The 12,602-nt window shown below is 72.8% G+C and carries 11 protein-coding genes; 6 read left to right on the top strand and 5 right to left on the bottom strand.

Going from position 1 to position 12,602, the window contains the following annotated elements:
• Nucleotides 1-58 precede the first annotated feature (58 nt).
• The 5 genes from HDA43_RS10550 (at nt 59) to HDA43_RS10530 (ending at nt 4,738) form a co-directional block, all read left to right on the top strand.
• Nucleotides 59-703 (top strand): AMIN-like domain-containing (lipo)protein, encoded by a 645-nt coding sequence (locus HDA43_RS10550; RefSeq protein ID WP_179819540.1) that lies wholly within the window; start codon nt 59-61, stop codon nt 701-703.
• Nucleotides 704-803: 100 nt separating this feature from the next.
• Nucleotides 804-1,157 carry a cupin domain-containing protein gene (locus tag HDA43_RS10545; RefSeq protein ID WP_179819539.1) on the top strand — a complete coding sequence of 118 codons (354 nt, stop codon included), beginning with the start codon at nt 804-806 and terminating at the stop codon, nt 1,155-1,157.
• Between the two features lie 153 nt (nt 1,158-1,310).
• Entirely contained in the window at nt 1,311-2,390 is a 1,080-nt protein-coding gene (locus HDA43_RS10540; protein WP_179819538.1) for an adenosine deaminase, read from the top strand.
• A gap of 28 nt (nt 2,391-2,418) precedes the next feature.
• A complete protein-coding gene (locus HDA43_RS10535; RefSeq protein WP_179819537.1) occupies nt 2,419-3,126 on the top strand; it encodes a PH domain-containing protein in 708 nt (235 codons plus the stop codon).
• A gap of 358 nt (nt 3,127-3,484) precedes the next feature.
• On the top strand, nt 3,485-4,738 hold the full coding sequence (locus HDA43_RS10530) for an ATP-binding protein (RefSeq protein WP_179819536.1): 1,254 nt from the start codon (nt 3,485-3,487) through the stop codon (nt 4,736-4,738).
• 253 nt (nt 4,739-4,991) lie between these two features.
• Here the strand turns inward: HDA43_RS10530 and HDA43_RS10525 are convergent, their stop codons facing one another.
• The 3 genes from HDA43_RS10525 to HDA43_RS10515 form a co-directional block, all read right to left on the bottom strand.
• The gene (locus HDA43_RS10525; protein WP_179819535.1) at nt 4,992-6,686 is read right to left on the bottom strand and encodes a phospho-sugar mutase; all 1,695 of its coding nucleotides are present in this window, start codon (nt 6,684-6,686) and stop codon (nt 4,992-4,994) included.
• A gap of 74 nt (nt 6,687-6,760) precedes the next feature.
• Complete coding sequence (locus HDA43_RS10520) at nt 6,761-7,564, bottom strand: purine-nucleoside phosphorylase (protein ID WP_179819534.1); 804 nt, start codon at nt 7,562-7,564, stop codon at nt 6,761-6,763.
• Nucleotides 7,565-7,601: 37 nt separating this feature from the next.
• The gene (locus HDA43_RS10515) at nt 7,602-8,054 is read right to left on the bottom strand and encodes a gamma-glutamylcyclotransferase family protein (protein WP_179819533.1); all 453 of its coding nucleotides are present in this window, start codon (nt 8,052-8,054) and stop codon (nt 7,602-7,604) included.
• Nucleotides 8,055-8,195: 141 nt separating this feature from the next.
• On the opposite strand from HDA43_RS10515, the gene HDA43_RS10510 reads away from it, so the two are divergent.
• Nucleotides 8,196-9,590, top strand: coding sequence for an NAD(P)H-quinone dehydrogenase (locus HDA43_RS10510; RefSeq protein WP_179819532.1), 1,395 nt, complete (start codon nt 8,196-8,198; stop codon nt 9,588-9,590).
• A 33-nt stretch (nt 9,591-9,623) separates the two neighbouring features.
• On the opposite strand, the gene HDA43_RS10505 is transcribed toward HDA43_RS10510, so the two are convergent.
• Together HDA43_RS10505 and HDA43_RS10500 are read right to left on the bottom strand one after the other, a co-directional pair.
• Nucleotides 9,624-10,598, bottom strand: coding sequence for a pentapeptide repeat-containing protein (locus tag HDA43_RS10505; RefSeq protein WP_179819531.1), 975 nt, complete (start codon nt 10,596-10,598; stop codon nt 9,624-9,626).
• Nucleotides 10,599-10,718: 120 nt separating this feature from the next.
• Entirely contained in the window at nt 10,719-12,461 is a 1,743-nt protein-coding gene (locus tag HDA43_RS10500; protein ID WP_179819530.1) for a beta-galactosidase, read from the bottom strand.
• Nucleotides 12,462-12,602 lie beyond the last annotated feature (141 nt).

Raw genomic sequence — 12,602 nt, 5'->3', positions numbered from 1 at the left:
CCGTCCACGGGGTGAACCGCCCCCGCTCCCGGGGCATCTAAGACGTAGGAGGCCCACCATGAAGCGCATCCGCGTCGCCCTCACCCTCGTCCTTCTCGGCCTGCCGGCCGCCGGCTGCGGCGCCGCCGCGCGGGACACCGGTTTCACGCCGGCCGACCCGCCGGCCGCCACGGCGACCTCGGACGCCCCCGGGGCGCCGGGCGCCTCCTCGGCCCCCGCCGCGCCGCCGTCCTCCCCGGCCGCCACATCCGCCGCGCGGCCGGGGCGGAAACCCCCGACCGGCACCCGGGAGATCGAGGTCGAGCGCGACCTCGACGAGTCGCCGATCGTCACCGGCGCGCGGTTCGCCGAGCACGACGGGTTCGACCGCGTGGTGATCGACGTGAAGGGCGCCCTGCCGGGGTACACCGTGCGCTGGGTGCCCAAGCTGGTCCAGGAGGGGTCGGGCGACCCGATCGACGCCACCGGCGGGGCCTACCTGGAGGTCAGGATGCGGCCGGCCGCGGCGCACGGCGGCTCCGGGAAACCCACCTGGACGGGCGGGCCGATCTTCCAGGCCGGGCTGGGCAACGTGCAGAACGTGGTCAAGACCGGCGACTTCGAGGGCGTGGTGGGCGTCGGCATCGTCCTGGACCACCGGGCGGGATTCCGGGTGACGGAGCAGCGGAGCCCGAACCGGCTGGTTATCGACGTCGCCCACTGACCGCTCCCCGGCCGCTCCCCGGCCGCTCCCCGGCCGGTTCCGGCCGATTCCCGCCCGATTCACGGCTGGTCCGCGGCCGGGAAAGTGACAAACTGGTCGGATGGTACGCAGAATCGACAGCGCGACGCGGATCCCGGTCCCCGGCGGCAAGGTGATCGACGAGTACGTCGGCCGGGTCAACAGCGGTGACGAGACCGTCTCGATCGCCCACATGAAGGCCCCGGCGGGGTGGGAGGAGCCGGCCCAGACGCCGGAGTTCACCGAGTACACGCTGGTCCTCAGGGGCACCGTCATCGTCGAGCACGCCGGGGGCACGACCGAGGTAGGCGCCGGGCAGGCGTTCGTGAGCGATCCGGGGGAGAAGATCCGCTACAGCAGCGGCCCCGAGGGCGCCGAGTACGTCGCGGTCTGCCTGCCCGCCTTCTCGCCCGAGGGCGCCGGGCGCGAGGAGTAGGCCCGGCCCCGGGCGGTGCCGCGCGGCGCCTCCTTTCGTGTCCACGGCCCCGCGGCTCCTCCCACGTGGGAGGGGTCCCCGCCGGGCCTTCCGGCGGGCGGGATCGATCCGCCTGCAAGATTTCCGTTCCGACCTGCGACGTAAGATGGCGAGATGAGTCAGCTACCCACCCTTGAGGAGATCCGCCGGGCTCCGAAGGTGTTGCTCCACGATCACCTCGACGGTGGTCTGCGGCCGGAGACCATCGTGGAACTCGCCCGCGAGACGGGCTACGACCGGCTGCCCACGACCGATCCGGAGGAACTGCGGACCTGGTTCCGCGAGGCGTCCGACTCCGGCTCGCTGGAGCGCTACCTGGAGACCTTCGACCACACCGTCGGTGTCATGCAGACGCGCGAGGCGCTGGTCCGCGTCGCCGCCGAGTGCGCCGAGGACCTCGCGGCCGACGGCGTCGTCTACGCCGAGGTGCGCTACGCCCCCGAGCAGCACACCTCCGCCGGGCTCAGCCTGGAGGAGGTCATCGAGGCCGTACTGGAGGGCTTCAGGATCGGCTCCGAGGGCCGTGACATCCGGGTGGGCACCCTGCTCACCGCGATGCGCCACCAGGCCAGGTCCATGGAGATCGCCGAGCTCGCGGTCCGCTACCGCGACGTCGGCGTGGCGGGCTTCGACATCGCCGGTGCCGAGGCGGGCTACCCCCCGACCCGGCACCTCGACGCCTTCGAGTACCTCCAGCGGGAGAACGCCCACTTCACCATCCACGCCGGCGAGGCGTTCGGGCTGCCGTCGATCTGGCAGGCGATCCAGTGGTGCGGCGCCGACCGCCTCGGCCACGGGGTGCGGATCATCGACGACGTCACGGTGACGGGCGACGGCGAGGCCAAGCTCGGCCGGCTCGCCGCCTACGTCCGCGACAAGCGCATCCCGCTGGAGATGTGCCCGACCTCCAACCTGCAGACCGGCGCGGCGCCGTCCATCGCCGAGCACCCGATCGGCCTGCTGCGGAGGCTGAACTTCCGGGTCACCGTCAACACCGACAACCGGCTGATGAGCGGCACCAGCGTCTCGCAGGAGTTCGCCAAGCTGTCGGAGGCGTTCGGCTACGGCTGGGACGACCTGCAGTGGTTCACGATCAACGCCATGAAGTCGGCGTTCCTGCCGTTCGACGAGCGTCTCGCGCTGATCAACGGCGTCATCAAGCCCGGTTTCGCGCGGCTCAAGTGGCAGGCGTGAGCGGGGCTCCGGGAGTGGGGTCGGTGGTATGAAGCAGGTGTTCCGGTCGAGGGCCGCGTTGATCCTCGGCTGGGTCTGGATGGTGTTCGCCGCGCTCAACGCGGTGGACCTCGTCGTCCGCTACAGCGGGCCGGAGTCGATGGTCGCGGGCGCGGTGCTGGCGGTCATCACCGCGCTGGTCTACATCACCTGCCTGCGGCCCGGGGTCGTCCTGGCCGAGGACGGCGTGCTGGTGCGCAACCCGTTCAGGGACACGTTCCTCCCCTGGACGGCCGTGGACGATGTCACGGTCTCCCACTCGATCAAGATCACCTCCGGTGACACGGTCGTACGCTGCTGGACGCCGCAGACCTCCGGCCGAGAGCGGGCCTCGGCCGCGCGGCGGGCGCGGCCCGCCCGCACCGGCGGACGGTTCCGCACCGAGGCGACGCCCACCAAGGGGGAGCAGGCCGCGGCCCAGCTGCTGGCGGGCAAGACCCACGCGGACTGGGTGGCCGAGCAGATCGCCGAGCGGGCCGAGTCGGCCCGCCGGGCCGCCGCCTTCGCCGCCGCACAGACCGCCGGCGCGGCGGGTGCCTCCGGTACGGCGAAGGCCCCCGGCTCCGGTACGGCGCCGACCGCCGGGGACGCGGGGGACGCCGGGCGGGCTCCGATCAGGCTCACCTGGGCGCCGGCCGCCATGATCGCCCTGCTGGGCGCGCTCGCCGTGGTGGTCGCCGCCGTGGTGGTCTCCTGACGGGAGACACCGGGTCGTTCCGACCCGACGGGCCACGGGCGGGGACGGCCGGCGCGCCGCCCCCGCCCGCCGCTCCCTCTGTTCCATCCCTCCGGCCGCGGCCCGCCACCGGAGGACGCATCCTCCCTCGGTCTGTGTCGAGCGACGGCGAAATCTGTCGGTTTCTCGTTCCGTCAAATGTCGGTTGGCGGTACGTGGAGTGTCGGTCAGGCACCCCGTGAAATGTCGGCTTTCCCTTCTGAGCTGTGATTTCAAGGGGCCGTCGAATGTCGGCCGATGTTCTGTGAACTGTCGGTTACATGCCCCGTGAAATGTCGGTGCGGTCTATGCTGAGTCCGTTGCCGAGGGGAGGGGAACCATGTCCGAGTTGATCTCACGTCGTGTGATCGGGCACGCGGAGGAGTTTCTGGACGCCTTCCGGGTGGTGATCGTCAACGGGCCGAGACAGTCGGGTAAGACGACCTTGCTCCAGCAACTCAATGCCGGAAGAGGCGGGACGTATCTCACTTTGGATGATGGTCCGCTGAGAGCGGCCGCGCAGGCTGACCCATCCGCCTTCATCACCGATGGATCGCGCCCGATGATGATCGACGAGATCCAGCGAGGAGGAGACGACCTGATCCTGGCGATCAAGGCGGAGGTCGACCGAAACCCCGAGCGCGGCCAGTTCGTCCTGGCGGGATCCACGAGATTCCTCTCCACGCCGTCGTTGAGCGAGTCCCTGGCCGGGCGAGCCGGCATCCTGGAGGTCTGGCCCTTCGCGCAGGAGGAGCTGGCTCCCACCGGTGGGTCCTTTCTGGTCGCCGCCTTCGACAACCCCGAGGCGTTGCGCTCGTCCTCGCTCAGTGACCATGAGCGCAGGGATTACTTCGAGCTCGTCTGCCGAGGGTTCTATCCCGAGGCGATCGGAATGAGGTCGGAGTTCACCCGGGGCAGCTGGTACCGGACCTACGTCCAGTCGGTCATCGACACGGACATCAGGGAGATGGCCAGGGTCGACGAGCCGAGCAATCTTGGGCAGTTGCTCAGCCTCGCGGCGGCGAGCACCGCGCAGGAGCCGAACATCATGAAGATCAGCAGTGATCTCCAGCTCCACCGGACCACGGTCAGCCGCTACCTCGGTTTGCTGGAGACGGTCTTCCTGATCCGCCAGATTCCGGCATGGTCCAGAAACCTCACGGCTCGGGCGGTTCGCCGCCCCAAGCTTCACGTCACCGACACCGGCCTCGCCGCTCATCTGATCGGCGTCGACGCGGATGGCCTCGCCGCGAGGGTCTCCCCGGCGCGCGGACCTCTCGTCGAGTCGTTCATCGTCAACGAGATCGCGAAGCAGGCCACGTGGGCGCCGTTCCCCGTGGGTCTTCACCACTGGAGGGTCAGCCAGGGCGCCGAAGTGGACCTCGTCCTCGAACGGAACAATGGGCGGGTCGTCGGCGTGGAGGCCAAGGCGACCGATGCCGTCAAGCAGGATGACTTCAAGGGACTTATCGCACTGCGTGAAAGCCTCGGTGAGAGCTTCGTCCACGGGTTCGTCTTCTACACCGGGGTGAGATCGCTGTCGTTCGGAGACAGGCTGACAGCGTTGCCCATCAGCGCCCTGTGGGACAGATAGTCACCAAAGCCAGGTGAACCGTCCTGAGCGGGACCACGATGCCGGCCCATCGATGTCCTCTGACTCGACGGCGGACGACGGACGCCGTGGTCCGCTCGTCTTCCTCGCTCTTTGAGCGGACCCGTCCGACGGCCACGATGGTCTCATTTCTGAGTGTCTCAGAAATGAGACCATCGTCCGCGGCGGTCACCGAGAACTCGGGCGCCGGTTCCGGGGAAGGAGCGGAACCGGGCCCCACGGGGGACCCCGGCCCCTACAGGCCCAGGGCGGCCGACAGGTCGGCGCGGAGGGCGTCCAGGTCGGCGGCGGCCCGGGTCCGCGCCTCGGAGACCTCCCCGGTGACCGGGACGACGACCTCCAGATAGCACTTGAGCTTGGGCTCGGTGCCCGACGGGCGGACGACGACGCGGGCGCCGCCGGACAGCCGGTAGCGCAGGCCGTCGGTGGGCGGCAGGCCGCCCGCGCCCTCGCGCAGGTCGTCGGCGGACTCGACCTTCCGGCCGCCCAGCTCGGCCGGCGGCGTGGCGCGCAGCCCGGCCATCGCGCCGGCGATCAGGGACAGGTCGTCCACCCGGACCGAGAGCTGGGAGGTGGCGTGCAGGCCGTACCGGCGGGCCTGGTCGTCCAGCAGGTCGAGCAGGGTGCGGCCGTCGCGCTTGGCGCGGGCGGCCAGCCCGGCGACGGTCAGCGCCGCCCCGATGCCGTCCTTGTCGTGCACCGGCAGACCGGTGTCGGTGCCGACGCTGTAGCCCAGCGCCTCCTCGTAGCCGAAGACGAGGTCGCCGCCCGCGGCCCGCATGATCCACTTGAAGCCGGTGAGGGTCTCGGCGTGGCGCACGCCGTACCCGGCGGCGATCTTGCCGAGCAGGGACGACGAGACGATGGTGGTGGCGACCAGGCGCTCGTCGCCGGAGGTGTTCCGGATCACGTGCTCGCCCAGCAGGGCGCCGAGCTCGTCGCCGGTGAGCATCCGGTGGCCGCCGTCCGGCAGGGGAACGCCCACCGCGCAGCGGTCGGCGTCGGGGTCGTTGGCCAGCACGATGTCCGCGCCGATCCGCCCGCCGAGCTCCAGCGCGAGGTCCATCGCGCCCGGCTCCTCCGGGTTGGGGAAGGCGACGGTGGGGAAGCCGGGGTCCGGGGCGGCCTGGGCGTCCACGATGACCGGGGCCTCGAACCCGGCCGCCAGGAAGGCGCCGGTCAGCGTCACCGCGCCCACGCCGTGCAGCGGCGTGTAGGCCACCTTCAGGTCGCGGGCGTCCCCGATCGGCAGCGCGGTGACCGCGTCCACGTAGGAGGCCACGATCTCCTTGCCCAGCGTGGTCCAGGTGTCGTCGTCGGGGGAGCCGAGCGGCAGCCGGGAGACGTCCCCGACGGCGTCGATCGCGTCGGAGATCTCCCGGTCCACCGGCGGCACGATCTGCGAGCCGTCGCCCCAGTAGACCTTGTAACCGTTGTCCCGGGGCGGGTTGTGGCTGGCGGTGACCATCACGCCGGCGTCGGCGACGAGGTGCCGCACGGCGAAGGCCAGCACCGGGGTGGGCAGCGGGCCGGGCAGCACCGAGGCGCGCAGCCCGGCGCCGGTGAGCACGGCGGCGGTGTCGCGGGCGAAGACGTCGGAGTTGTACCGGGCGTCGTAGCCGATCACGACGTGCCTGCCCGGCCCGAGCACCCGGGCCAGGCCCGCGGCGGCGCGCATGACGGTGACCCGGTTCATCCGGTTGGGACCGGCGCCCAGCTCACCGCGGAGCCCCGCGGTGCCGAACTCCAGCTTGGCCCCGAACCGCTCGCGCAGCGCCGCCCCGTCACCGCCCTCCAGCAGCGCGCCGAGCTCGGCGCGGGTCTCCGGGTCGGGGTCCTGGGCCTGCCAGTCCCGCGCGCGCCGTACGAGATCGCTGTTCAACGTCGCCTCCTGCCGGCGGCGGCCCGCCGCCTCCGCCGGGTCCGTCATCGGGCCGGCCCGCCCCGCGGGCCCTGCCGGGTGGTTTCTCGGCGTCCCGGCCTCCTCGCGGGCCGGGACGGGGGTCAGAGCTTGTCGACGACCTTCGACAGCAGCCCGCCCATGCGCGAGGCGGTGGCGCGGCCGACCTCCAGCACCTCGTGGTGGTTCAGCGGCTCGCCCACCAGCCCGGCGCCCGGGTTGGTGACGAGCGAGATCCCCAGCACCTCGGCCCCGCCCTCGCGGGCGGCGACGGCCTCCAGCACGGTGGACATGCCGACCATGTCGCCGCCGAGGGCCCGGCACATGCGGACCTCGGCCGGGGTCTCGTAGGTCGGGCCGCGGAACGCGATGTAGACGCCCTCCGCCATCGACGGGTCCACCTCGCGGACCAGGTCGCGCAGGCGCGGGGTGTAGACGTCGGTGAGGTCGATGAAGGTGGCGCCGGTGATCGGGTTGGCCCCGGTCAGGTTGATGTGGTCGCTGATCAGGACGGCCTCGCCGACCGCCTGCGTCTCCGGGCGCAGACCGCCCGCGGCGTTGGTCAGCACGACCGTGCGGGCGCCGGCGGCGATCGCGGTCCGCACGCCGTGCACGACCGGCTCCACACCGCGGCCCTCGTAGAGGTGGGTGCGGCCCAGGAAGATCAGCGCGATCTTGCCCAGCGCGGTCCGCACCGCGCGGATCCGGCCCGCGTGGCCCGCGACCAGGGGCGGGGCGAACCCGGGCAGGTCGGTCACCGGGACCTCGGCGATCGTCTCACCGATCGCGTCGGCGGCCGGGACCCAGCCCGAACCCATCACCAGGGCGACATCGACGGACTCGACTCCCAGGGCGTCCTTGAGAGCGGTCGCGGCGTCCTCGGCGAGTGCATAAGGGTCATTCGTCACGCATCAGAGGTTACTCGCCGTTAGGGCGGGACGTCGCTCAGCTCCCCAGGGAGGAGCAGGGGCGCTCACGCAGCGCCCGGACGTAGTCGTCGGGCGCCCCGGCCTTCTCCGCCGCCTCGGCCAGGATGCCGAGGTAGCGGGCGGAGGGCAGCCCGCCCTCGTAGCCGTCGAGCACGTAGAACCAGGCCACGACCTCGCCCTCCAGGGTCTGCACCCGGAGCCTGACCTTGTGGTAGAGGCCGGCCGCGGCCCCCTCCCACTGGTCGAGGGTGGTCTCGTCCCACTCGGGCACGTCGTAGAGGACGACGAAGACCTGCTCGCCGGCCTCCTCCACGATGGTGGCGAGCGCGCCCTCCCAGCCGAGGTCGTTCCCGCCGAACGTCAGGCGCCAGCCCTGGAGCCAGCCCGATCCCCGCATGGGGGAGTGGGGGGCCCGCTGGGCCATCTGCTTCGGGTCCATGTTGCTGCCGTAGGCGGCGTAGACAGGCACGGCACCAAACACTAATCGAAGAACCGCCCGGCGATCACGCAGGCTCGGCCGGTGTCGATTTTCCCCGCCGTCGCCGTGGGTTCCGCGGCTTTCCCGGGGTACGGCGAGCCGACCGGTCCGGTAATGCGGAAGAATAGGGATGTGACAAGGATCGTTATCATCGGCGGCGGACCCGGCGGTTACGAGGCGGCACTCGTGGCCGCGCAGCTCGGCGCACAGGTCACGGTCGTCGAGCAGGACGGTCCCGGCGGGGCCTGCGTGCTCACCGACTGCGTGCCGTCCAAGACGCTGATCGCCAGCTCCGTGCGCAAGCAGGCGCTCCTCGACGCCAGCATGCTGGGCGTCCACTACACCGGCGGCCCCGACGGCGACGCCGGCGGCGTCATCGCCGACATGCCGGAGGTCAACCGGCGCGTCAAGGAGCTGGCCCGCGCCCAGTCGGCCGACATCGCGGCCAGGCTGGCGGCCGAGGGGGTCGAGGTGGTCCGGGCACCCGGGCGGCTGGTCGACCCGCAGGTGGTCAGGGCCGGCGACCGGACGATCCGGGCCGACGTGGTCATCGTGGCCACCGGCGCGACCCCGCGCATCCTCACCGGCGCCGAGCCCGACGGCGAGCGCATCCTCACCTGGCGCCAGCTGTACGACCTCGGGGAGCTGCCCGAGCACCTCATCGTGGTCGGCTCCGGCGTCACCGGCGCGGAGCTCGCGGGCGCCTACCGCTCGCTCGGCTCGGAGGTCACGCTCGTGTCCTCGCGTGACCGGATGATGCCCAACGAGGACGCCGACGCCGCGGAGGTCCTGGAGGAGGTCTACCGCCGGCGCGGGATGAACGTCATGGGCCGCTCCCGCGCGGAGTCGGTCAAGCGCACCGCCGACGGCGTGGTCGTCACGCTGGAGGACGGCCGCACCGCCGAGGGCAGCCACTGCCTGATGACGGTCGGCATGGTGCCCAACACCGCGGGCATCGGCCTGGAGGAGGCCGGGGTCACCCTCGACCGGGGCGGCTTCGTCCAGGTGGACAAGGTCTCGCGCACCTCGGCGCCCGGCGTGTACGCCGCCGGCGACTGCACCGGCGTGCTGATGCTCGCCTCGGTCGCGGCGATGCAGGGCCGGATCGCGGTCTGGCACGCGCTCGGCGAGGCGGTGCAGCCGCTCCGCCTGGCCACCGTCGCCTCCAACATCTTCACCGACCCGGAGATCGCCGCGGTGGGCGTCACCCAGAAGTCGATCGAGGCCGGCGAGATCGAGGCCACCGTCGTCAAGCTGCCGCTGGCCACCAACGCCCGGGCGAAGATGCAGGGGTTCAGCGACGGCTTCGTGAAGCTGTTCTGCCGCCCGCACACCGGCATCGTCCTCGGCGGCGTGGTGGTCGCCCCCCGCGCGTCCGAGCTGATCCTGGCGGTCTCGCTGGCGGTGCAGCAGCGGCTCACCGTCGACCAGGTCGCCCACACCTTCGCGGTCTACCCCTCGCTGTCCGGCTCCATCACCGAGGCGGCCCGCCGCCTGATGCAGCCGATGACCCCCAGCGGCATCTGACCCCGCCGGCGGTGGTCCGGGCCGCGCCGCGGCTCAGCCGCGCCGGCGGCGCCGCCACCGGGTCCGTACGGCCCAGCCCGCCAGCAGCAGGATCATGCCCGCCGCGCTGAAGGCCACCATGACGGGCCCGACGGCGGGCCGTTCCGGCAGGAGGTCCGTCTCCGGCGGTCCGACCTGGGGGTTGGACGCCGCGGACCTGGGCCGCCGGTTCCACGGGTCGCGGAGGCCCGCCGGGAAGCCCCGGGCGCCCGCCAGGTCCACGCCGCGGGCCTGGTCGAAGGTGGTCCCCTCGATGACCGCCCCGGTGAAGTCGGCGCCGCGCAGGTCGGCCTGGCCGAGATCGGCGCCGGTGAGGTCGGTGCCGGTGAAGGTGGCGTCGCCCAGCCCGGCCTGGTTCAGGTCGGTCCCGCCGAGCCTGCCCCGGGTGAAGTCGGCCCCGACCGCCGCCACCTGCTCCGCGTTGCTCTCCTCCAGGTTGGCGCCGACCAGCTTGGCCCCGGTGAGGTCGGCCTGCCCCAGGTTGGCGCGGACCAGTTTGGCCCCGGTGAGGTCGGCGTGCGGGAACCTCGCCTGCACGGCCTCGGCGTCGGCGAGGTACGCGCCGCGCAGGTCGGCGTGGTCGGCGCGCACCTCGCCGAGCTGCGCCTCGGTGAGGTCGGCGGCGCGCAGGTCGGCGTAGCGGAGCGAGGCCCCGGTGAGGTCGCTGCCGCGCAGGTCGGCGCCGCGCAGAATCGCTCCGGTCAGGTCCTCGTGGGCTAGGGTCACGCCGCTCAGTACGGCCCTGCTCAGGTCGGCGCAGCGCAGGCCGGCCGGGAGCGGGGCGCGGGTGAAGTCGCCGTCTCTCAGGTCGTGGCCCTCTCCCGGACGGCAGGGACCGTCCCGGCCCCCGGGCGCGCCGGCCGCGGCGGCCGGGGGGAGCGGGACGCAGGACGGCGTCACCGCCGCGGCGACAAGGGCGAGGGCCGCGACGGCGGTCGCCGGGGACGCACAGACGCCGGGTACGGGCATCGGCGGCGCGGGAGCCCGGAGGCCGGGTGCGGGGGGCACGGGACGGCGACGGCGCACGGGGAACCTCCTTCGGGCGGTCCCGGCCGCGCGGCGGGCCGTCGTGCCCGCCCCGGCGCCCGCTCACCCCTGCCGTGCCCTCCGTACGGCGTAGCCACCGGGAGGAAGCAGCGGACCGTCCGGGACCTGCTGTTCATCGTCTCCGTGGTTGACCGCGAACACCCATTCGCCACGCCGTACCAGCTCAAGGGGGGACGGCTCCAGTCCCAGCAGGCGGGAGAGGTCCGCGTCGGGGAGACGGGTGGAGACGTAGAGGGCGGTGCCCGGGGGCAGCGGGTGGGACTCCTCGACCCGGACGCCGAGCAGGTCGCGCAGTGCGCCGGGGTAGCCGCCCGTCCGGACCCTGGCGCAGAGGTCGGCGACGCCGCTGAGGTAGGTGACCACGAGGGTGCCGCCGCCCTCGACGTGGCGGCGCAGGTTCGCGGCGTCGTCGTCGGAGATCAGGTACAGGGCGGGGACGAGCACGAGCCGGTACGCCGACAGGTCGGCCGACGGGTGGACGACGTCGGCGGTGACGCCGCCGCGGTAGAGCACCCGGTGCGCCTGCCGTACCGCCCGGGTGTAGTCCAGCCCGGTGGACGGCAGGCCCGGCGCCTGCAGGGCCCAGCCGGCCTCGGCGTCCCACAGGACCGCCGCCCCGGCCTCGACCGGCGCCCGGCACGCCTCCTCCAGGGAGGGCAGCAGCGCGCCGAGCTCGGTGATCTCGCGGAAGATCCGGGAGTCCTCGCCGGCGTGCGGGACCATGCCCGCGTGCCACGGCTCGGCCCCGCCGCGCGAGGCCCGCCACTGGAAGAACATCACCCCGCGCGAGCCCCGCGCGATGTGCGACAGGCTCAGCCGGGTGATCTCCCCGGGCCGCTTGGCGATCATCCGGAGTCCGGTGTAGGTCACCACCGCCTGTTCCATCAGCAGCCAGGGCCGCCCGCCGGCCCAGCCGCGCGCCAGGTCGGCGGCGAACGCGGTCTCCTGCGGCGGGTCGGCGGCGGGGTAGTGGTCGACGGCGACCAGGTCGGTCTCGGCGGCCCAGCGCCGGTGGTCCACCGGAACCCAGTCGCCGAGGACGAAGTTGGTGGTCGCCGGGACGTCGGGGGTGTGCTCGCGCAGCACCGCCTTCTGCTCGCGGAAGTGCGCGAGCATCTCGTCGGAGAGGAACCGGCGGAAGTCGAGCGTCTGCGCCGGGTTGGGGAGGTACTGAGTGGCGCGGGGCGGCATGACCTGCTCCCACGCGGAGTGGTGCTGGCTCCAGAACGAGCCGGTCCAGGCGTCGTTCAGCGCGTCCAGCGTGCCGTACCGGCCCCGGAGCCAGGTGCGGAAGGCCGCGGCGGCGTGGTCGCAGTGGCACCCGGTGCCGTACTCGTTGTGCACGTGCCACATGGCCAGGGCCGGGTGGCCGCGGTAGCGGCGGGCCAGCTCGCCGGCGATCCGGGCCGACGCCTCCCGGTACGCCGGCGCGCTCACGCAGTAGGTGTCGCGGCTGCCGTGGGTGAGCCGGGTGCCGTCGGCGGTGACGGTGAGCGCGTCGGGGTGGGCCAGGCCGAACCAGGGGGGAGGGGAGGCCGTGGGGGTGGCGAGGTTCACCCGGACGCCCGCCCCGTGCAGCAGGTCGAGGACCCGGTCCAGCCAGGCGAAGTCGTAGGAGCCGGGTGACGGCTCCAGCCGGGCCCAGGAGAAGACCCCCACGCTGACCAGGTTGACCCCGGCCCGGCGCATCAGCGCGACGTCCTCCTTCCACACCTCCTCGGGCCACTGCTCGGGGTTGTAGTCGCCGCCGTAGCACAGTCCGCCGATCCCCTTGGGCCAGTCCACGTCACGTCCCCTATTTCGGATGGAAGCCAAACTAATTCTGCTACGTCCCCTCGTCCCGCCTTAAGGGGCGGCCGGAGGCGCCGTTGACGTTCGTTGGGCTAGACGCCAAACTAATTCGCGAACCGGGAACGCACCGACCCG

This window comes from Streptosporangium sandarakinum, from assembly GCF_013409935.1.
GTDB lineage: Bacteria > Actinomycetota > Actinomycetes > Streptosporangiales > Streptosporangiaceae > Streptosporangium > Streptosporangium nondiastaticum.
Note: the sequence above shows the minus strand (reverse complement) of the source record. Positions and strands in the feature narration are given on the sequence as shown.